Origin of the sequence: Cellulomonas sp. McL0617 (genome assembly GCF_049994875.1) — a bacterium.
In the GTDB taxonomy this organism is placed as follows: domain Bacteria; phylum Actinomycetota; class Actinomycetes; order Actinomycetales; family Cellulomonadaceae; genus Cellulomonas.
Genome location: NZ_CP188256.1, coordinates 2905805 through 2925375, shown reverse-complemented (window position 1 = coordinate 2925375; position 19571 = coordinate 2905805). Strand labels below are relative to the sequence as shown.

The 19571-nt window shown below is 72.8% G+C and carries 19 protein-coding genes and 2 tRNA genes; 15 read left to right on the top strand and 6 right to left on the bottom strand.

Annotated elements, in window-relative coordinates:
* The first annotated feature begins 1 nt into the window (after nt 1).
* The 4 genes from ACPPVS_RS13175 to ACPPVS_RS13160 all read left to right on the top strand — a co-directional run bounded on the left by ACPPVS_RS13175 (nt 2) and on the right by ACPPVS_RS13160 (nt 2230).
* Entirely contained in the window at nt 2-1261 is a 1260-nt protein-coding gene (locus tag ACPPVS_RS13175; RefSeq protein WP_426592708.1) for an AAA family ATPase, read from the top strand.
* Nucleotides 1262-1390: 129 nt separating this feature from the next.
* A complete protein-coding gene (locus tag ACPPVS_RS13170) occupies nt 1391-1846 on the top strand; it encodes a DUF6912 family protein (RefSeq protein ID WP_426592707.1) in 456 nt (151 codons plus the stop codon).
* Between the two features lie 139 nt (nt 1847-1985).
* A tRNA-Gln gene (locus ACPPVS_RS13165) sits at nt 1986-2057 on the top strand.
* A 100-nt stretch (nt 2058-2157) separates the two neighbouring features.
* Nucleotides 2158-2230: transfer RNA gene (locus tag ACPPVS_RS13160), tRNA-Glu, on the top strand.
* A 57-nt stretch (nt 2231-2287) separates the two neighbouring features.
* On the opposite strand, the gene ACPPVS_RS13155 is transcribed toward ACPPVS_RS13160, so the two are convergent.
* On the bottom strand, nt 2288-2524 hold the full coding sequence (locus ACPPVS_RS13155; RefSeq protein ID WP_426592706.1) for a hypothetical protein: 237 nt from the start codon (nt 2522-2524) through the stop codon (nt 2288-2290).
* A gap of 2 nt (nt 2525-2526) precedes the next feature.
* The gene (locus ACPPVS_RS13150; protein WP_028046824.1) at nt 2527-3246 is read right to left on the bottom strand and encodes an IclR family transcriptional regulator; all 720 of its coding nucleotides are present in this window, start codon (nt 3244-3246) and stop codon (nt 2527-2529) included.
* 106 nt (nt 3247-3352) lie between these two features.
* Here ACPPVS_RS13150 and leuC point away from each other — a divergent pair, with 106 nt between their 5' ends.
* The 6 genes from leuC to ACPPVS_RS13120 all read left to right on the top strand — a co-directional run bounded on the left by leuC (nt 3353) and on the right by ACPPVS_RS13120 (nt 9377).
* Entirely contained in the window at nt 3353-4807 is a 1455-nt protein-coding gene (gene leuC / locus ACPPVS_RS13145) for a 3-isopropylmalate dehydratase large subunit (RefSeq protein WP_426592705.1), read from the top strand.
* 20 nt (nt 4808-4827) lie between these two features.
* Nucleotides 4828-5493 carry a 3-isopropylmalate dehydratase small subunit gene (gene leuD / locus ACPPVS_RS13140; RefSeq protein WP_426592704.1) on the top strand — a complete coding sequence of 222 codons (666 nt, stop codon included), beginning with the start codon at nt 4828-4830 and terminating at the stop codon, nt 5491-5493.
* Between the two features lie 98 nt (nt 5494-5591).
* Entirely contained in the window at nt 5592-6176 is a 585-nt protein-coding gene (locus ACPPVS_RS13135; protein WP_426592703.1) for an HU family DNA-binding protein, read from the top strand.
* Between the two features lie 83 nt (nt 6177-6259).
* Complete coding sequence (murA, locus tag ACPPVS_RS13130) at nt 6260-7588, top strand: UDP-N-acetylglucosamine 1-carboxyvinyltransferase (protein WP_426592702.1); 1329 nt, start codon at nt 6260-6262, stop codon at nt 7586-7588.
* A 20-nt stretch (nt 7589-7608) separates the two neighbouring features.
* Nucleotides 7609-8373: a lysophospholipid acyltransferase family protein gene (locus tag ACPPVS_RS13125; RefSeq protein WP_426592701.1), complete on the top strand. Its 765-nt coding sequence runs from the start codon at nt 7609-7611 to the stop codon at nt 8371-8373.
* Complete coding sequence (locus tag ACPPVS_RS13120; protein ID WP_426592700.1) at nt 8370-9377, top strand: NAD(P)H-dependent glycerol-3-phosphate dehydrogenase; 1008 nt, start codon at nt 8370-8372, stop codon at nt 9375-9377. Before ACPPVS_RS13125 ends, ACPPVS_RS13120 begins: the two co-directional genes overlap by 4 nt.
* Before the next feature lie 24 nt (nt 9378-9401).
* Here ACPPVS_RS13120 and ACPPVS_RS13115 read toward each other — a convergent pair whose 3' ends face one another.
* A complete protein-coding gene (locus ACPPVS_RS13115) occupies nt 9402-10553 on the bottom strand; it encodes a trans-sulfuration enzyme family protein (protein ID WP_426592699.1) in 1152 nt (383 codons plus the stop codon).
* Between the two features lie 74 nt (nt 10554-10627).
* Here ACPPVS_RS13115 and ACPPVS_RS13110 point away from each other — a divergent pair, with 74 nt between their 5' ends.
* Together ACPPVS_RS13110 and ACPPVS_RS13105 are read left to right on the top strand one after the other, a co-directional pair.
* Nucleotides 10628-11761: a D-alanine--D-alanine ligase family protein gene (locus tag ACPPVS_RS13110; protein ID WP_426592698.1), complete on the top strand. Its 1134-nt coding sequence runs from the start codon at nt 10628-10630 to the stop codon at nt 11759-11761.
* A gap of 325 nt (nt 11762-12086) precedes the next feature.
* Nucleotides 12087-13154, top strand: coding sequence for a fatty acid desaturase family protein (locus ACPPVS_RS13105; RefSeq protein WP_426592697.1), 1068 nt, complete (start codon nt 12087-12089; stop codon nt 13152-13154).
* Nucleotides 13155-13157: 3 nt separating this feature from the next.
* Here the strand turns inward: ACPPVS_RS13105 and ACPPVS_RS13100 are convergent, their stop codons facing one another.
* Nucleotides 13158-13634 carry a DUF3515 family protein gene (locus tag ACPPVS_RS13100; protein ID WP_426592696.1) on the bottom strand — a complete coding sequence of 159 codons (477 nt, stop codon included), beginning with the start codon at nt 13632-13634 and terminating at the stop codon, nt 13158-13160.
* Between the two features lie 47 nt (nt 13635-13681).
* Between ACPPVS_RS13100 and ACPPVS_RS13095 the strand changes: the two genes are divergently transcribed.
* Nucleotides 13682-14656 carry a thiamine-phosphate kinase gene (locus ACPPVS_RS13095; RefSeq protein WP_426592695.1) on the top strand — a complete coding sequence of 325 codons (975 nt, stop codon included), beginning with the start codon at nt 13682-13684 and terminating at the stop codon, nt 14654-14656.
* 18 nt (nt 14657-14674) lie between these two features.
* On the opposite strand, the gene ACPPVS_RS13090 is transcribed toward ACPPVS_RS13095, so the two are convergent.
* Nucleotides 14675-15199 (bottom strand): N-acetyltransferase family protein, encoded by a 525-nt coding sequence (locus tag ACPPVS_RS13090; protein WP_426592694.1) that lies wholly within the window; start codon nt 15197-15199, stop codon nt 14675-14677.
* Nucleotides 15200-15296: 97 nt separating this feature from the next.
* The gene (gene rpmB, locus ACPPVS_RS13085) at nt 15297-15488 is read right to left on the bottom strand and encodes a 50S ribosomal protein L28 (protein WP_029289091.1); all 192 of its coding nucleotides are present in this window, start codon (nt 15486-15488) and stop codon (nt 15297-15299) included.
* A 256-nt stretch (nt 15489-15744) separates the two neighbouring features.
* On the opposite strand from rpmB, the gene ACPPVS_RS13080 reads away from it, so the two are divergent.
* Both ACPPVS_RS13080 and ACPPVS_RS13075 read left to right on the top strand, forming a co-directional pair.
* Nucleotides 15745-17226: a DAK2 domain-containing protein gene (locus ACPPVS_RS13080; protein ID WP_426592693.1), complete on the top strand. Its 1482-nt coding sequence runs from the start codon at nt 15745-15747 to the stop codon at nt 17224-17226.
* Nucleotides 17227-17228: 2 nt separating this feature from the next.
* Entirely contained in the window at nt 17229-19550 is a 2322-nt protein-coding gene (locus ACPPVS_RS13075; RefSeq protein ID WP_426592692.1) for an ATP-dependent DNA helicase RecG, read from the top strand.
* The last annotated feature ends 21 nt before the right edge of the window (nt 19551-19571 follow it).

The following is a 19571-nucleotide window of genomic DNA, read 5'->3' as shown; positions in this document are numbered from 1 at the left end:
CGTGACGGTCGGGGTGCTCTGCGCGGTGCACGGCTCCGCGGAGTCGATCATCGTGCAGGCCGTCGAGCGCACGGGCGGTCGGCTGAGCGTCACACGCCGGTGCGCGGACCTCACCGAGCTGCTCGCCGCCGCCGAGGCGGGGCTGGGGCGGCTGGCGGTCGTCTCGGGCGACCTGGACCTGCTCGACCGGGAGGCTGTCGAGCTCCTGCACCGGGCCGGCGTGCGAGTGGTCGGCGTCGGCGACGTCACGCGGCCGTGGTTGGGCGAGCGGTTGTCGGCCCTCGGCGCGGACCTCGTCGTGATGGAGCCGCAGGACGAGGACGCCGGTGGCTCGGTGGTCCGGGAGGCGCTGGCCATCCTGGACGCGGTGGGCACCCCGGCCGTGCAGGAACCCAACGACGTGCCGGTCGGTCGGGCGGCGGCCGGGCTCGTCGTCGCCGTCTGGGGTCCCACCGGTGCGCCCGGGCGGACCACCGTCGCCGTGAACGTCGCGGCCGAGCTGGCCGCCGCCGGTCGCCGCACCCTGCTCGTCGACGCCGACACCTACGGCGGGTGCGTCGCACAGGTGGTGGGGATGCTCGACGAGGCCCCCGGCCTGGCGGCGGCGGCGCGCGCGGCCGGGCAGGGCGGGCTCGACCTGGTGGCGCTCGCCCGGCTGACCCCGCAGATCTCCCCCGACCTGCGCGTGCTGTCCGGGATCTCGCGCGCCGACCGGTGGCCCGAGCTGCCGTCGTCGTCGCTCGACGCCGTCTGGACCGTCGCTCGCTCGCTGTGCGAGTGGACAGTGATCGACTGCGGCTTCAACCTCGAGCAGGATGAGCTGCTCAGCTACGACACGCGCGCCCCGCGTCGCAACGGTGCCACGCTGAGCGCCCTCGAGGCCGCGGACGTCGTGCTGGTGGTCGGCTCGGGCGACCCGGTCGGCATCCAGCGGCTGGTGCGGGGACTGGGCGAGCTCACCGACCTCGGCCTGGGCGGCACGCGCATGGTCCTGGTGAACCGGGTGCGCGCGTCCGCGGCAGGCTCGCGGCCGGGCGAGGCGGTCCAGCAGGCGCTCGCGCGGTACGCCGGCGTGACGGACGCACACCTGGTCCCCGACGACCGACCCTCGCTCGACGCCGCGCTCCTGGAGGCTCGGACGCTGCGCGAGGTCGCCCCGGGCTCACCGGCCCGGCGGGCGATCGCCGGCATCGCCGCCCGCATCGACGCGCTGCTCAGCCAGTCGCTCGACGTTGCGAGAGTCCGGGCCGAGGTCGTCTGACGCATGGCAATCTCGACCAGCGCCCAAGCCGGCGTCCGTGCGTGGTGGAGACGAGAGTTCCGCGACGGGTCCGGTCGGCAGCGGGGCGGCAGGCACGCTCCGTGAGGCGCGACCCGGCACACTGGGCGGGTGCGCATCTACCTTCCCGCCACCCTGGACCAGATCGAGCCCGCGGCCGGCCCGCTGACACCGCGGCGGGTGCACGCCGTGACGCCCGCGCTGCGGGCGATGTTCCCCGACGAGGACGACGAGGGACTGGAGTTCGCCGCGCAGCTCGCGGCCGCCGACGACTCCCTGGCCCTGCTCGGTGAGCTCACCGACGCGCCGCGCGCGCGGCTGGTGGTGTCGGTCGACGTGTCGCCGGACGACGTGCGCCCGTTGCTGGACGACGACGAGGTGCCGAGCGCGCTCGACCTGCTGCGGGCCGTCGACCGGGACGACATCGCGTGCGTGCACGTCGACGAGCCGGGCGTCGGCGCCGACGTGGCCGCCGCGATCACGGGCGACGATGCCGCGATCGAGCGCCTCGACGAGCGTGACCTGCTCTGGTACGACGCCACCGAGCTGGGCGCGATCCCGCGCTGAGCGTGGCGTTGGTCACCCGCCGTGGGGCTGGTTGGACCCTGCCTCCGCGACCGGGTAGTGTTCACCGCCGGTACGACGTCCGGCCGCACGTAGGTCCGCCCCGCCAGGCGACCGGCGAGCGCCGGGCGTTATACCCCCATGGGGTATGGTGTAATTGGCAGCACGACTGATTCTGGTTCAGTTAGTCTAGGTTCGAGTCCTGGTACCCCAGCTCAGCAGAGCAAGGTATTGCACCGCTGATTCGATCCACCGAGGTGGATCGGGTAAAGTGTTCACTCGCACGCGGGGCCTTCGGGTCACGCAGCGTATAGGCCCCCGTTGTGTAGCGGCCTAGCACGCCGCCCTCTCACGGCGGTAGCGCCGGTTCGAATCCGGTCGGGGGTACGTAGAGAAAGGCCCGGTCCTGGTGACCGGGCCTTTGTCGTATCCGGCTGGACCGGGTCAGTGCTGGCCGGGCGGTCCGCCGCCGCCGGACGTCGTCGGGAGCAGCACGACGATCAGCGCGGCGACCGCGGCGCAGAGCAGTCCGGCGAACACGCCGACCAGGATCGCCGCGATGACGTCGCCACCTCCGAGGAGGCTCGCCACGGCGCCGACGACGAACCCGCCGACGAACGACCACAGGGCCGCGCGCCGACGCTGCCGGCGACGGGCCGCGGCCGGACCTCGGACGGCCACGGTCAGTCGGCCGTGCGGCGCAGGACCTCGGTCAGCCGGTTGGCCGCCGAGACGACCGCGGCGGCGTGGAGCCGACCGGGCTGGCGGGACAGACGCTCCAACGGTCCGGACACCGAGACGGCGGCGACGATGCGCCCGGACGGTCCACGCACCGGCGCCGAGACCGACGCGACGCCGACCTCGCGCTCGGACACCGACTGGGCCCAGCCGCGACGACGGACGCCGGACAGGATCGTCGCGGTGAACTTGGCGCCCTGCAGCCCGCGGTGCAGGCGGTCGGGCTCCTCCCAGGCGAGCAGGATCTGCGCGGCCGAACCGGCGTGCATCGTCAGCGTCGCGCCGACCGGGATCGAGTCGCGCAGGCCGATCGGCCGCTCGGCCGCGGCGACACAGATGCGCTGGTCGCCCTGGCGGCGGTAGAGCTGTGCGCTCTCGCCCGTGTGGTCGCGCAGCGCGGCGAGCACGGGACCCGCGGCGGCGAGCAGGCGGTCCTCGCCGGCGGCCGTCGCGAGCTCCGACAGGCGCGGTCCGAGCACGAACCGACCCTGCATGTCGCGGGCGACGAGCCGGTGGTGCTCGAGGGCCACGGCCAGCCGGTGGGCCGTCGGGCGAGCAAGATGGGTGGCAGTGACGAGCTGCGCCAAGGTGGCCGGACCGGCCTCGAGGGCGCTGAGAACGGATGCGGCCTTGTCCAGCACGCCGACTCCGCTAGAGTTGTCCATAGGTCGATATTGGCGTCTCGAAGGCTGAGATGCAAGTACGACGATCGGAGAGCCGGGAAAATCCACACTCCCGGATGAGAGAACGACGAGAGAACGGACCGAGAAGATGGCCGGCACGTTGGCAGAGAAGGTCTGGGACGCGCACGTCGTGCGGCAAGGCACCGACGGTGCACCCGACCTGCTCTACATCGACCTCCACCTCGTGCACGAGGTCACGAGCCCGCAGGCGTTCGAGGGTCTGCGCATCGCCGGACGTCCCGTGCGCCGCCCGGACCTGACGCTGGCGACGGAGGACCACAACACCCCGACGCTGGACATCGACCGCCCGATCGCGGACGAGACGAGCCGGACGCAGATCCAGACGCTGCGCAACAACGCGGCCGAGTTCGGCGTGCGCATCCACTCGCTCGGCGACGCGGACCAGGGCATCGTGCACCAGGTCGGCCCACAGCTCGGCCTGACGCAGCCCGGCCTGACGGTCGTCTGCGGCGACTCGCACACGTCCACGCACGGCGCGTTCGGCGCGCTCGCGTTCGGCATCGGCACCAGCGAGGTCGAGCACGTGCTCGCCACCCAGACGCTGCCGCTCGCGCCCTTCAAGACCATGGCGATCACCGTCGACGGCGCGCTGCCGTCCGGCGCCACCAGCAAGGACATCATCCTGGCGATCATCGCCAAGATCGGCACCGGCGGCGGTCAGGGCTACGTGCTCGAGTACCGCGGCGAGGCCATCCGCGCGCTGTCGATGGAAGCCCGCATGACGGTCTGCAACATGTCGATCGAGGCCGGCGCCCGCGCGGGCATGATCGCGCCCGATGAGACGACGTTCGACTACCTCAAGGGTCGCCCGCACGCGCCCGAGGGCGCCGACTGGGACGCCGCCGTGGCGTACTGGTCCACGCTGAAGAGCGACGACGACGCCGAGTTCGACGTCGAGGTCGAGCTCTTGGCCGAGGACCTCGAGCCCTTCGTCACCTGGGGCACCAACCCGGGCCAGGGGCTGCCGCTGTCCGCGAGCGTCCCGGTCCCGGAGGACATCGCCGACGCCAACGAGCGCGTCGCCGCCGAGCGGGCCATCGAGTACATGGGCCTGACGCCGGGGCAGCCGCTGCGCGAGATCAAGGTCGACACGGTCTTCATCGGCTCGTGCACCAACGGCCGCATCGAGGACCTGCGCTCGGTTGCCAAGGTCGTCCGGGGCAAGCACAAGTCCGACGACGTCCGCGTGCTCGTGGTCCCGGCGTCGGCGCGCGTGCGCCTGCAGGCCGAGGCCGAGGGGCTCGACAAGATCTTCCTGGACTTCGGCGCCGAGTGGCGCAACGCCGGCTGCTCGATGTGCCTGGGCATGAACCCCGACCAGCTGGCCCCGGGCGAGCGCTCGGCGTCGACGTCCAACCGCAACTTCGAGGGCCGCCAGGGCAAGGGCGGACGGACGCACCTCGTGTCGCCGCTCGTCGCCGCGGCCACCGCCATCCGCGGCACGCTGTCGTCGTACTCCGACCTCGCCACCGGCGTCCCGACACCCGACGGCAGCCCTCTCACCGACCTCCAGACGGTCTGACCCAGGAAGCGAGAAGACCCATGGAGAAGTTCAGCCAGCACACCGGCGTCGGCGTCCCGCTGCGACGCAGCAACGTGGACACCGACCAGATCATCCCGGCCGTCTACCTCAAGCGCGTGACGCGCACCGGGTTCGAGGACGCGCTGTTCGCCGCCTGGCGCGGTGACCCGACGTTCATCCTGAACCAGGAGGCCTACACGTCCGGCTCGGTGCTCGTCGCCGGTCCCGACTTCGGCACGGGCTCGTCGCGCGAGCACGCCGTGTGGGCCCTCAAGGACTACGGCTTCAAGGTCGTCATCTCGAACCGCTTCGCGGACATCTTCCGCGGCAACTCGGGCAAGCAGGGCCTGCTCGCCGCGCAGGCGTCGCAGGAGGACATCGAGCTCATCTGGAAGATCCTCGAGACCCGCCCGGGCACCGAGATCACGGTCGACCTCGAGTCCAAGACCATCACCTGCGACGACGTCGTGGTGCCGTTCCAGGTGGACGACTACACGCGCTGGCGCCTGCTCGAGGGTCTCGACGACATCGGCCTGACGCTCGAGCACGCCGACGAGATCTCCGCGTTCGAGGCGTCCCGCGAGTCGTGGCGTCCCGCCACCCTGCCCGCCAAGCACCTCCCGCCCGTCGAGATCGTCGCCGCGCGCCCGGTGGGCGTCCCGGTCGAGATCGGTCGCAAGCCCTGACGCCGGTCTGCGGCGGGTCCCCACTGCGGACCCGCCGCAGATCGTTACGGTGGGCAGCGAGCCCGACGGGCAGTCGTCGGCCGACGGAAGGGACGACCATGCCTGGCAAGTCCGAGCTCGCCGACCGCATCGCTGCGCGCGGCTGGAGCAGGTCCGCGGCCACGAGCGCTGTCGACGCCGTCCTCGACGAGATCACCGCCGCTCTCGCGGCAGGTGAGCGCGTGACGCTCACGGGGTTCGGCACGTTCGAGTCCGCCCCCCGCGCCGCGCGGACCGCCCGCAACCCGCAGACCGGCGCGTCGATCGCCGTCGCGGCCACGACGGTGGCGCGGTTCCACCCGGGGGCGACGCTGCGCTCGCGCGTGGCGTCCGGCGCGAACGTCGAGCTTCCCCCTTTGTCGGGCACGCCGGTCGGCGGGCTCGCGGCGGTAGCCGAAGCCCTGGTGACGACGTCTGCGCCCACGAAGGCCCCCGCGAAGGCACCGGCGAAGAGATCCGCGAAGGCGTCGGCACCTGCGGCGAAGTCGTCGCCGTCCAAGAAGGCCAAGGCCGCGCCCGCCAAGGTGACGAAGAAGGCCACGACGACGAAGGTTGCTGCGGCGAAGAAGGCGAGCTCCAAGAAGGTCGCGCCCGTCGGCAAGAAGAAGGCCGCCAAGTCCAAGGACACCAAGAAGAAGAAGTAGGCCCGCGACGCGGCGCGCGGGCGCTGCGGCGACGCGACGGACCCGGTTCGGCTGCCCGAGGGCCGGTGGGAGACGATGACCCGATGAACGATCTGCTGTACGTCGACGGGGGCAACGCCCTGTCGGGAGACATCACCGTCCGCGGGGCGAAGAACTTCGTCTCGAAGGCGATGGTGGCCGCGCTGCTGGGGGAGACCCCGAGCGTGCTGCGCAACGTGCCGCAGATCCGGGACGTCGCGGTAGTCACGGGCCTGTTGGAGCTGCACGGCGTGACGGTCGACGCGGATGCGGAGTCCGGCATCCTGCACCTGGACCCGACGGACGTCGAGTCGGCGCACGTGGCCGACATCGACACGCACGCCGGTTCCAGCCGCATCCCGATCCTGTTCTGCGGGCCGCTGCTGCACCGGCTGGGCGAGGCGTTCATCCCGGACCTGGGCGGCTGCCGGATCGGCGACCGGCCGATCAACTACCACCTCGACATCCTGCGGCAGTTCGGCGCCGTGGTGGACAAGACCGACAACGGCATCCACATCCGTGCGCCGCGGCGGCTGCAGGGCACCAAGATCGCTCTTCCCTACCCGAGCGTCGGCGCCACCGAGCAGCTGCTGCTGACGGCCGTGCGCGCGGAGGGCATCACCGAGCTGGCCAATGCGGCGATCGAACCCGAGATCATGGATCTCATCAACGTCCTGCAGAAGATGGGCGCGATCATCTCCGTCGACACGGACCGGGTGATCCGCATCGAGGGCGTCGACCGGCTCGTCGGCTTCCAGCACACGGCGCTCGCGGACCGGATCGAGGCGGCGTCGTGGGCCGCCGCGGCGCTGGCCACGGGCGGGGACGTGTATGTGCGCGGCGCCACGCAGCCCGAGATGACCACGTTCCTGAACACGTTCCGCAAGGTCGGCGGGGAGTTCGCGGTCGACGACGCCGGCATCCGGTTCTTCCACCCGGGCGGCGACCTGCGCTCGATCCAGCTGGAGACCGACGTCCATCCCGGGTTCATGACCGACTGGCAGCAGCCGCTCGTGGTCGCGCTGACGCAGGCGCGTGGCCTGTCGATCGTGCACGAGACGGTCTACGAGAACCGGTTCGGGTTCGTCGAGGCCCTGGTCGGCATGGGCGCGACGATCCAGGTCTACAAGGAGTGCCTGGGCGGCCGGCCGTGCCGGTTCGGGCAGCGCAACTTCTACCACTCGGCCGTCATCTCGGGCCCGACGTCGCTGAGCGCCGCCGACATCGAGGTGCCGGACCTGCGCGGCGGCTTCAGCCACCTGATCGCCGCGCTCACCGCCAAGGGGACGTCGTCGGTGCGTGGCATCAGCCTGATCGACCGCGGGTACGAACGGTTCACGGAGAAGCTCGAGGCGCTCGGCGCGCAGTTCAGCCGCGAGCCCACGCCCGCGTGAGCCCGGTAGCATCGGCTCCCGTGCATCCGCCCGCCAGGTCCAACCGCGCCTTCCGCAACGTCGCCCGCGTCGTGCGACCGCCCCTGTGGCTGATGACCCGCAAGGACTGGCACGGCGTCGAGAACCTGCCCACCGAGGGCGGATTCATCGCCGCGTCCAACCACATGACGAACATCGACCCGCTGACGTTCGCGTACTTCCTGTGGGACAGCGGCTTCGCACCGAAGATCCTGGCCAAGGCGTCGCTGTTCAAGGTCCCGGTCGTGGGTCGCATCCTGCACTCCCTGGGGCAGATCCCGGTCTACCGCAACACGGTCTCGGCGGCGGAGTCCCTGACGGCGGCCGTCACCGCGATCAACGACGGCGACTGCGTGGCGGTGTTCCCCGAGGGCACCCTGACGCGCGACCCGGACCTGTGGCCGATGGTCGGCAAGACGGGCGTGGCGCGGCTCGCGCTGACCACCCGGGCGCCCGTGATCCCGGTCGCCCAGTGGGGGCCGCAGCGTCTGCTGCACCGCTACGGCAAGCTGCTGCGACCGTTCCCGCCCAAGACGCTGCAGATCGTCGCCGGTCCGCCCGTCGACCTGAGCGACCTGTACGACAACCCGCAGGACACGGCGACGCTGCGCGAGGCCACCGAGCGCGTGATGGCCGCGATCACCGCCCTGCTCGTCGACCTGCGGGGCGGGCAGCCGCCCGAGGTCCGCTACGACATGCGCAAGCCGCTGTCGCCCGGCGAGAAGCGCATCGGCGGGGACCACGCGACGAAGCCCGAGCTGCCGTGACGGCGCTTCGCGCGGCCGTGCTCGGCGCGGGCGCCTGGGGCACCACGTTCGCCGCGGTGCTGGCCGACGCCGGCTGCGAGGTGACGGTCTGGGGCCGCGACGAGCTGGTGTGCCGGCAGATCGCCGACGAGCACCGCAACGAGACGTACCTGCCGGGGATCGCGCTGCCCGCCGGAGTGACGGCCTCGTCGGACCCCGCCGTCGTCCTCGACGGTGCGGACCTGGTCGCGATCGCGATCCCGTCGCAGTCCGCTCGTGCCCTGCTGACGCCGTTGCGCTCGCTCGTCGCGCCCCACGCCGTCGCGGTCTCGCTGATGAAGGGCGTCGAGCTCTCCACGGACCGGCGGATGAGCGAGGTCGTCGCCGAGTCCCTCGACCTCCCGCTCGATCGCGTGGCGGTCGTCTCGGGCCCGAACCTGGCGCTCGAGATCGCCCAGCGGCAGCCGACGGCCACGGTCGTCGCGTCGAGCAGCGAGACCACCGCCCAGCTCGTCGCCACCGCGTGCGCGTCCGCCTACTTCCGGCCGTACACCAACCAGGACGTCGTCGGCGTCGAGCTGTGCGGGGCGGTCAAGAACGTCATCGCGCTGGCGGTCGGCATCTCGCAGGGGCGCGGGCTCGGCTACAACACCATGGCGACCGTCATCACCCGCGGTCTCGTCGAGATGACCCGTCTCGGCCTCGCACTCGGCGCCGACGCGGACACGTTTCCCGGTCTGGCCGGCCTGGGCGACCTCATGGCGACGTGCGCGTCGCCCGACTCGCGCAACCACGCCCTGGGCGGGCACATCGGTCGCGGGATGACGCTCGACGAGGCGATCGCCGCCACCGGCGGGACCGCCGAGGGCGTGAAGTCGTCCCGGTCCGTCCTGGAGCTGGCCACCTCCCTCGGGGTCGAGATGCCGATCACGTCGGCCGTCGTCCGGGTGCTGCACGAGGGTCTGCCCATCGAGCAGCTCGCGGCGCTCCTGCTGGCCCGCCCGTACAAGGCCGAGGGCGTCTGAGCGCTGAGCCTCGCTCGATCCCGGTCAGAGGTGCGCGCCGGCTCGCAGGGCGCGGTCCAGGTCGGTCCAGAGGTCCTCGACGTCCTCGATGCCGACGGACAGACGCAGGAGGTCGTCCGGCACCGTGCGCGACTCGGTGGCGAAGCGACGCCGACGCTCCAGGCTCGACTCGACGCCGCCGAGGCTCGTCGCCGGCACCCAGAGCTCGAGCGCGGCGACGACCGCGTCGGCCGCGGCGGCACCCCCGCGCGGGCGCAGGCCGATGATCGACCCGTAGCCGTCCATCAGGCGGGTGGCGCGGTCGTGGCCGGGGTCGGTCGGCAGGCTCGGGTGGCGCACCTGGGCGACGACCGGGTGGGACGCCAGGCGCGCGGCCAGCTCGACGGCGGTCGCCTGGGCGCGCTCCACCCGCAGCGCGAGCGTGCGCAGACCGCGCAGGGCGAGCCACACCTCGAACGGCCCGGCGATCGACCCGTGCAACGTCCGGTAGGCGTGCAGCGCCGCGTGCAGGGCGTCGTCGTCGGCCAGGGCGGCCCCGAGGACCACGTCGCTGTGGCCGGCAAGGTACTTGGTGACCGAGTGGACGACGATGTCCGCGCCGTGCTCGAACGGTCGCTGCACCAGCGGCGTGGCGAACGTGTTGTCGACGCCCACGAGCGCGCCCGCCGCGTGTGCGGCCGCGACGAGGACCGGGAGGTCGGCGACCTCGAGCATCGGGTTGGTCGGCGACTCGACCCAGAGCATCGAGGTGCCCGGCAGGGCGGCGACGACGGCCGCGGTGTCGTCGATGTCGACCAGCTCCACGTCCACCCCGTGCCGATCCGCCAGGTCGACGGCGTAGCCGATGGTCACCTGGTAGGCGTGCCGGGGCAGGACCAGACGGCCGCCATCCGGGACCAGCGAGAAGGCGGCGGCGATCGAGGCCATCCCCGATCCGAACACGAGCGCGGGGTGGGCCGACCCCTCCAACCGGCCCAGCGCCTCCTCGAACGGGTGCCAGGCCTGGGTGTCCATGCGCCCGTACAGGAGCTCGCCGGCCCCCGGTACGCCCTGGGAGACGTTCGTCGACGAGAGCACCACGGGCGGGTTCAGCGCACCGCCCTGGGTCCGGGGCGGTCGGCCCGCGCTCACGACGAGCGTCGACGGTGCCAGGTCGTCAGGTCGCGCGGAGCTCACCTGGGAAGGCTACCGGCCCCGCAGCGGTCACCGCGGTGGGGCTCCCGCGATGCGTCCGGGTAGGGTTCGGCCCGATGGACATCACCGCAGCCCCCCCGACCCGTCGACCGCGGGTCATGGTGCTGTTCGGCGGCCGCTCCGGCGAGCACGCGATCAGCTGCGCGACGGCGGGCGGTGTGCTGCGCGCCATCGACCGCGACCGGTACGACGTGCTCGCGGTCGGCATCACGCCGGCGGGCCGGTGGGTGCTCGCCGAGGATGATCCGGACCGGTGGGCGATCGTCGACGGACGCCTCCCGCAGGTGGAGGACACCGCGGCGCACGTGCTGCTGCCGCAGGCGGTCGACGACCGCGAGGTCCAGGTGCTCGAGGCCGGGCAGCTGCCCCGGGTGCTCGGCGAGGTGGATGTCGTCTTCCCGCTGCTGCACGGCCCCTTCGGGGAGGACGGCACCCTGCAGGGCATGCTCGAGCTCGCCGACGTCCGGTACGTCGGCGCCGGGGTGCTCGCCTCGGCGGTCGGCATGGACAAGCACATGATGAAGCTGGTCCTGGCCGGGCACGGGCTGCCCGTCGGGCCGTTCGCGGTGGTCCAGCCCGGCGAGCTCGACCGGGACCCGGTCGCGGTCGCGGAGCGGGTCGCCGCCCTCGGTCTCCCGCTGTTCGTCAAGCCGGCCCGCGCGGGCTCGAGCCTGGGCATCACGCGCGTGACCGACCTGGCGGACCTGGCCGCGGCGATCCGGGTGGCTCAGGAGCACGACCCCAAGGTGATCATCGAAGCGGCGATCGTCGGGCGCGAGATCGAGTGCGGTGTGCTCGGCGGGCACGGCTCAGAGCGCGCCCGCGCCTCCCTGCCGGGCGAGATCCTCGTGACCGACCCGCGGCACTCGTTCTACGACTTCGAGGCCAAGTACCTGGACGAGGCGGGGGTGACGCTGGCCTGCCCGGCCGACCTCACCGACGCCGAGACGGCCGCCGTCCGGGACGTGGCGATCCGGACGTTCGAGGCGGTCGGCTGCGAGGGGCTGGCCCGCGTGGACGTGTTCGTCACGCCGGCCGGAGAGGTCGTCGTCAACGAGATCAACACCATGCCGGGGTTCACCCCGTTCTCCATGTACCCGCGCATGTGGCAGGCGTCCGGGGTCTCATACCCGGAGCTGGTCGACGAGCTGCTCCTGCTGGCGCTGGAACGCCCGACGGGCCTGCGCTGAGCCCTCCCGGGGGCTGGCCCCCGGGTCGGTGCTCGGGCAGACCCACGAGTTTGCGTTCCCGGGGCAACAACCGCGGAAAACTTCAGGCGTGTGCCGTACTGTCTGGGCATTCGTGGTGGACCGGCCTTCGACAAGGACGTCGCGGTCGGCAGGCGTCTCCACCATCGTCGGGACGCCCACCAGCGTCTTACGCCCCTGTCGAGCGGACGGGTGCATCGCAGGGTCGTCCAAAGGATCGGGCGCCTCCTACGCAGATCGGTTGTGACTACTTGAGCCACGCGCTGCTCGCACCGCCCGCCCGCCCCACCGCTCCCGGCGGGCTCGCATGAGCCCCGACGGTGGCGCCGCCACGATCGAGGCGCGCAACGCGAGCGACTACTCGGCCCTCGCCGCGCAGATCCGCGAGTCCGGCCTGATGGCACGCCGGTACGGCTACTACTGGAGCCGGATGGTCCTTGCGGTCCTGGCGTTCGCGGGCATCTGGGTCGCGGTCGTCCTCGTGGGCAACTCCTGGTGGCAGCTCGCCGTCGCGGCGGCCCTCGCCGTCGTGCTCACGCAGCTGGCGTTCCTGGGTCACGACAGCGCGCACCGGCAGATCTTCACGTCGGGCGCGTGGAACGACTGGACGGCACGCATCATCGCCGGCGGCTTCGTCGGACTGTCCGCGTCCTGGTGGCGCAACAAGCACAACCGGCACCACGCCAGCCCGAACCAGCAGGGCTCCGACCCGGACATCGCTCCTGGTGTCGTCGCGTGGACGTCCGACGTCGTCGACGAGCGCCCCGGCCTGCGCGGCTGGTTCGGGCGCAACCAGGGCTGGTTCTTCTTCCCGCTGCTGACGCTGGAGGGCATGAGCCTGCACCTGTCGAGCGTGCGGGCGCTGACCGCCAAGGGCACCGTGGCCAACCGCAGGGTCGACCTGACGATCGTCGTGAGCAGGCTCGTGATCTACGTCGCGCTCCTCCTGGTGCTCCTGCCGCCGGGGAAGGCGGTCGCGTTCTTCTTCGTGCAGATGGCCCTGTTCGGGGTCTTCCTCGGTGGGTCGTTCGCGCCGAACCACAAGGGCATGCCGATCATCCCCGCCGGCATGAAGGTCGACTTCCTGCGCCGTCAGGTCCTCACGTCCCGCAACATCCGCGGCGGCGCCGCGGTGGACTTCGCGATGGGCGGCCTGAACTACCAGGTCGAGCACCACCTGTTCCCGAGCATGCCGCGCCCGAATCTGCGGCACGTCCAGCCGGTGGTGCGGGAGTACTGCGAGCGCCTGGGCGTGAAGTACACCGAGGTGGGCTTCTTCGCGTCCTACCGGATCATCGTGAACTACCTGAACAACGTCGGGCTGGCCGACCGTGGCGCGTTCGACTGCCCGATCGCCGCCCAGTACGGACGCTGAGGGCTACAGGCAGGACCGGGTCTGCCGCGTCAGCGCCACTGCCGGGCCGAGCAGGTCGACGTACGAGCTGCCGTCCGCGCTGGCCACCGAGGCCGGCACGTGCAGCTCGACGGCCGGCGTGCGCCCGTAGGTGGTCAGCGTCCAGCTCTTGTCGTCGTTCTCGACGACCACCCAGTCGATGCTCGGTCCGCCCGGCGTCTCGACGGTCTGGCAGTGCTCCGTCGTCGGACCGAGCGGCTCGACACCGCAGCGCAGGACGATCGGGTGCTCGGGGTCGCCCCAGGCGGTCGTCGCCTGCGCCGTCGTGTCGCGTTTCGGCAGGCCGTCGCCCAGCGAGTCCGGCATCGCGAGCACCACGCTGGCGCAGACGGGGTCGGTCGCATGAGGGGCCACCTCGGCTCCGACGGCGTTGCTGCAGCCGGTCAGCAGGGCCAGACCTGCGACGACGGCCGCGGGGGTCGCCGGTCGTCGGATGCGCACGGGGCCACGGTAACCCGCCGAGGCCGTCGACCCTCTACCGTGTCCGGGTGACCAGCACAGACGGGCCTCTCGTCGCCGACCTGTCGGAAGAGGCGCTCCTGGCGCGGATCTTCCCGCTCCTCCCGTCCGGCACGAGCACGCTCCTGGCGCCCGGCGACGACGCGGCCGTGGTCGCCGCGCCCGACGGTCGGTTCGTGGTGACCACCGACGTGCTCGTCGAGGACCGGCACTTCCGGCGTGCCTGGTCGGGAGGGCAGGACGTGGGTCGGCGGGCCGCGGTGCAGAACCTCGCGGACGTCGCGGCCATGGGCGCCCGGCCGACGAGCCTCGTGGTCGCCCTCGTGATCCCCGCGGACCTGCCGGTGTCCTGGGTCGAGGGGCTGGCCCGCGGTCTGGCGCTCGAGTGCGAGCCGCTGGGTGTGGGGGTGGTGGGTGGCGACCTGTCCGGAGGTCCGGTGGTCGTCGTCTCCGTCGCCGCGCACGGCGACCTCGAGGGACGCGCCCCCGTGCTGCGCTCGGGTGCGCGACCCGGCGATGTCGTCGCGCACGCCGGCGTGGTCGGCCGGTCCGCCGCGGGCCTGGCGCTCCTCGAGGCCGGGCGGGGCGCGCTGGACGACGAGCTCGTCGGTGCCTACCTGCATCCCTCGTCGCCGCTGGGCGCCGGGCCCGCCGCGGCGGTCGCCGGGGCCACGGCGATGATGGACGTGTCCGACGGGCTGCTGCGGGATGCCGGGCGGATCGCGCGCGCGAGCGGCGTGGGGCTGGACCTGGCCGGGCCGGCGACGGCGTTCCCCGACGACGTCCGACGGCTGGCGGCCGCGGCCGGGGCGCTGGGTGCGTCCGCGGAACGGTGGGTGCTCGACGGGGGAGAGGACCACGGTCTGCTCGCGACGTTCCCGGCGGGGGCCACGCTGCCCGCGGGCTTCCGCGCGATCGGGCGCGTCCGGGACGGTTCGGCGGTGCTGGTCGACGGCTCACCGGCCCCGGAGACGTCGGGGTGGGACCACTTCGGCGGTCATTGAGTCGCGAGTGTCGCCGTGTCAGCCCCGGCGGTAGCGGACCTCGAGCAGGCTCTCGCCGCCCACGTCGTCGTAGCGGTCCACGCCGTCGGCCTGGAAGCCGTGCCGGCGGTAGAAGTGCCGGGCGCGCTCGTTGTCCGTGAGCACCCACAAGGTGATCGTGGTCTTGTCCCCGACCGAGGAGATCACGGTCCGCATCAGGTCCCGGGCGACGCCGTGCCCCCACGTCCCGGGGTCGAGGTAGATCGAGTAGATCTCGCGGTCCGCGCGTCCGGCGTCCTCGTCGCGGCTCGGCCCTACGGTCACGAAGCCGATCACCTGGCTCCCGGACACTGCGACCCAGGTGAGCACCTGGTCCGACGGGCCCTGGCGCAGGTAGGACGCCCACTCGCTCGCGCGTTGGTCCACGTCGAGGGAGGCCAGGTGCGCCTCGGGCACGATGCCCGCGTACGCCTCCTGCCAGGACCTCACGTGCACCCGCGCGATCCCGGCGGCGTCGCTCTCGGCGGCGGCGCGGATCGTCACGTCGTCCAGCTGCTCGACCATGACGTCACCCTGCCACACGGAAGGGACATGACGAAGGCCCACGAGGTGACAACCTCGTGGGCCTCGGTCGGTGCGTACGGGGTACGCCGAGACGGGGTCAGACGGCGCGCTGCACCTTGCCGGCCTTCAGGCACGACGTGCAGACGTTGAGACGCTTCGGCGTCCCCGCGACCACGGCACGCACGCGCTGGATGTTCGGGTTCCAGCGCCGCTTCGTGCGCACGTGCGAGTGCGAGATGCTGTGCCCGAAGCTCGGGCCCTTGGCGCAGACGTCGCAGTTGGCAGCCACGGTCTTCTCCTGTTGCTCTGTACGGTTCATCGGCCGCATGTGTGCGGCGAAGCTGTGAGTTGGGGCGCACGGGCGACGCCGACTCCGGGAGAGGATTCGGGGGCCGCCACGGGGCACCACCAGTGCCCGACTCGGTCGGGCAACCGGTCAAGACTAGCCCATCTCGTACGTCGACCCAAATGTGGGTCGGATGCTGCAAGGTGGTGCCCGAAAGACCTGATCGTACGAGCAGACGGACGAGCGCGACGGAGGTGCCGTGGAGCGGCTGGATGCAGCGGCGGTGCGCGCCTGGGCGCACGCGTCCCGCTCCGCCCTGGCGGGGTCGCGCGACCGGATCGACGCGGTCAACGTGTTCCCCGTGCCCGACTCCGACACGGGCACCAACGTGCTGCTCACCGTCACCGGGGGCGTCGCTGCGCTCGAGCACCTGCCGGTCGCCGACCAGGACGCCCGCGACGTCGCGCGACAGTTCGCCCGCGGGGCCATGCGCTCGGCCCGCGGCAACTCGGGCGTCATCGTCAGCCAGTACCTCACGGGCTTCGCGCAGACGCTGCCGGAGCAGGCGGACGCCTTCGACGTCGCGCGGTGCCTCGGCGCGGCGGCCCGGGCGGCACGCGGCGCGATGCAGGATCCGCAGGAGGGCACGATCCTCACGCTCGCGGACAGCGTCGCCCGCAGCGCCACGACGGCCGCGGACGCGGGGGCGGACCTGGCGACGATGCTCGCCTCGGTGGTCGCGGACGCGCACCGTGCGCTCGCCGGGATCAGCGCCGAGCACCCGGTGCTGCGCGCCGCACACGTGCTCGACGCCGGCGCCTGCGCGCTGCTCGTCGTGCTCGACGCCCTCGCACGGGTGGTCGGTGGGGGGACCGTCGCGGGCGACGCGCTGGCGTGGTTGCCGGCCACCCCGACCGACCCGTGGCCGGTCGAACCGGCCGGTGGCGCGTTCGAGGTGATGCTCCTGGTCGGCAGTGCCGACGCCGACCTGGACGCGGCCTTGCAGGTCGCGATGGCGGCGCTGGGCGACTCCGTCGCGGTGGTCGGCGGGGACGGCATGTGGCACGTGCACGTGCACACGGACCATCCCGCGTCGGCGATCGCCGCTGCCACGATCGGTCGGCGCGAGCAGGTCCTGGTGCGTCTGGTGGCCGGGGCGCACGCGTCGTCGGCCCACGTCGACGACGGTCGCTGCGGGGTCGTGGTGTGCACCAGCTCGCCCGAGCTGGCGTCCTGGTACGCCTCGACGGGTGCCGTCACGCTGGTGCGGTGCCCGGAGGCACCCATCAGCAGGGACCACCTCGAGCGGGCCGTGACGGACACCGGCGCGGTGCGCGTCGCCGTGCTCCCGGGCGACTCGGTGGCCGACGACGAGCTGACCGCGCTCGTCGCGTCGCACCCGGACGCGGAGGTGCTCGACGCCGGCGACGAGCTGCGGGTCGCGGTCGCGGCGCTCGCGCTGGCGGCGGCCGCGGACGCCGGACCGGCCCACGAGGCCCTGCGCCGGTTGCGGTCCGTCGAGCTGGCCGACCCGGTCACGCCGTCGTCGGTGCGGGCCGCGGCCGACGAGCTACTCCGGACCGCGAGCGGTCCTGTGGAGAGCCTCACCGTGCTGCTGCGGGACGCCGGACCCACGCTCGACGACCTGGCGGGCTACCTCGCGGAGCACCACGAGGGCGTCGAGCCCATCGTCGTCGGTCCGACCGGTCGGGGACCGGCCGTCCTGATCGGGCTGGACTGACCGTGCCCGAGGGACGCCGGAGCCGTACCAGCCGGGCGCCACGCAGCGGCCTCGTCTACGAGGACGGCGTGCACACGTCCGTCGACCCGTTGCGGGAGCCACCCCCGGCGCGGAACGCCGCGGACCTGAAGAAGTTCGAGTCGCTCGGGATCGAGACCAGAGCGGACCTGCTGGCGTACTACCCCTGGCGGTATGCGGACTCGCGGGAGGTCACCGACATCGCGAGCCTGGTGATCGGTCTGAACGTGGCCCTGATCGCCCGCGTGCGCGGCGCGCAGATGAAGCACGCGGCGAAGACCGGCCGACCACGGGTCGAGGCGACCATCACGGACGGCAACCGCTCGCTGAGCCTGGTGATCTTCACGGCCAACGAGGGCGTGGCGAAGGGGCACCTCGCGCGGCTCGTCGTCGGTGAGCTCGGGCTGTTCTCGGGCGAGATCAACGTGTTCAACGGCCGGTTGCAGCTGGCCAACCCGGTCTACCAGATCCTCGGGAGCGTCGAGGACGAGGCGCGGGCGATGGAGGAGGTCGAGTGGCCGATCCCCATCTACCCGGCCACCAAGGGCCTGGACTCCGAGGCCATCCGCGCGGCGCTGCGCAAGGTCCTGGACCCGCTGACGGACGACGAGATGCCCGATCCGGTGCCGCCGCACGTCCGCGAGCACCGCGGGCTCGGGTCACGGCTCAAGGCGCTGCGCGACGTCCACGTGCCGCGCGAGGACGCCGACGTCCACCGCGGGCAGGCACGGCTGCGGTACGAGGAGGCGTTCGTCCTGCAGACCGAGCTCGCGAGACGCCGGTCGCGGGCGCAGCGGGAGGCCTCGACGGCACGCCCGCCACGGACGGGTGGGCTGCTCGAGGCGTTCGACGCCCGCCTGCCGTTCGACCTCACGCCGGGGCAGCTGCTCGCGGGCGCACAGATCGGCGACGACCTGGCACTCGACCGGCCCATGCAGCGGCTGCTGCAGGGCGAGGTCGGGTCGGGCAAGACCGTCGTGGCGCTGCGGGCGATGCTGCAGGTCATCGACGCGGGCGGACAGGCCGCGATGCTCGCACCGACCTCGGTGCTGGCCGCACAGCACGTGCGGACGTTGCGCGCCCTGCTGGGGGACCTGGCGGAGGGCGGGATGCTCGGCGGCTCGGAGATCGGCACGCGCGTGGCCCTGCTCACGGGCGCGCAGGGCGCGGCCGAGCGCAAGGTCAACCTGCTCGATGCCGCCAGCGGGCAGGCCGGGATCGTCGTCGGGACCCATGCGCTGCTCTCGAGCCCGGTGCAGTTCGCCGACCTCGGGCTCGTCGTCATCGACGAGCAGCACAAGTTCGGCGTCGAGCAGCGCGGTGCTCTGCTGGCGAAGGCGAAGAACTCACCGCACCTGCTGGTCACCACCGCGACGCCCATCCCGCGCACGGTCGCGATGACCGTGTTCGGCGAGCTGGAGATCTCCGAGCTGCGCGAGGTCCCTGCGGGTCGCAGCGGGATCACCACGCACGTCGTACCGGTCGGCGTCCCGGCGTGGATGGACCGGACGTGGCGCCGCGTGGGCGAGGAGGTCGCCCGCGGCGGCCGGGCGTTCGTCGTCTGCGCCCGGATCGACCCCGACGACGACGAGCTGACCAGCGAGGACGACGGCGACGACCTCTATCTCGACGCCGACGAGCCGACGACCGTGGGCGAGGCGACCGCGGCGGGCGTCAAGCCGCCCAAGCGGCCGTTGCGCGCGGTGCTGGAGGTCGTCGAGACCCTGCGGCAGGACGACCGGCTCGGCGGCGCCGCGGTCGGGGTGCTGCACGGCCGGATGTCCGGCGAGGAGAAGGACCAGGCGATCGCCGACTTCGCCTCCGGACGGACACCGGTGCTCGTCTCGACGACGGTCATCGAGGTCGGCGTCGACGTGCCGGCGGCGACCGTGATGGTCGTCCTCGACGCGCAGGTGTTCGGTCTCTCGCAGCTGCACCAGCTGCGCGGCCGCATCGGTCGTGGCCGCGAGCCCGGGGTGTGCCTGCTCGTCTCGGACGCGCCGGACGGCAGCACCGCCGGACGGCGCCTGGAGGCGCTCTCGGCCACCACCGACGGGTTCGAGCTTGCCCGCGTCGATCTGCTGCTGCGGCGTGAGGGCGACGTGCTCGGCGCCGCGCAGTCGGGGCGCCGGGGCACGCTGCGGTTCCTGCGGGTGGTCGCCGACGGGGCGGTGATCGACCGGGCCCGCGAGGACGCGCGGGCGCTCGTGGACGCCGATCCCGAGCTCACGCAGTGGCCGGCGCTGCAACGCGCGATCGACCTACAGCTGGCCGACGGGCGCGAGGACTTCCTCGGCCAGACGTGACGTCCGGGGACGGCGGCGCGC

What these genes read in the sequence shown, in the direction of transcription:
- ACPPVS_RS13090 (WP_426592694.1), bottom strand. Translation starts at nt 15,199, where the DNA reads ATGGTCGAGCAGCTGGACGACGTGACGATCCGCGCCGCCGCCGAGAGC.
- murA (WP_426592702.1), top strand. Translation starts at nt 6,260, where the DNA reads ATGAACGATCTGCTGTACGTCGACGGGGGCAACGCCCTGTCGGGAGAC.
- leuD (WP_426592704.1), top strand. Translation starts at nt 4,828, where the DNA reads ATGGAGAAGTTCAGCCAGCACACCGGCGTCGGCGTCCCGCTGCGACGC.
- ACPPVS_RS13150 (WP_028046824.1), bottom strand. Translation starts at nt 3,246, where the DNA reads ATGGACAACTCTAGCGGAGTCGGCGTGCTGGACAAGGCCGCATCCGTT.
- ACPPVS_RS13110 (WP_426592698.1), top strand. Translation starts at nt 10,628, where the DNA reads ATGGACATCACCGCAGCCCCCCCGACCCGTCGACCGCGGGTCATGGTG.
- leuC (WP_426592705.1), top strand. Translation starts at nt 3,353, where the DNA reads ATGGCCGGCACGTTGGCAGAGAAGGTCTGGGACGCGCACGTCGTGCGG.
- ACPPVS_RS13105 (WP_426592697.1), top strand. Translation starts at nt 12,087, where the DNA reads ATGAGCCCCGACGGTGGCGCCGCCACGATCGAGGCGCGCAACGCGAGC.
- ACPPVS_RS13135 (WP_426592703.1), top strand. Translation starts at nt 5,592, where the DNA reads ATGCCTGGCAAGTCCGAGCTCGCCGACCGCATCGCTGCGCGCGGCTGG.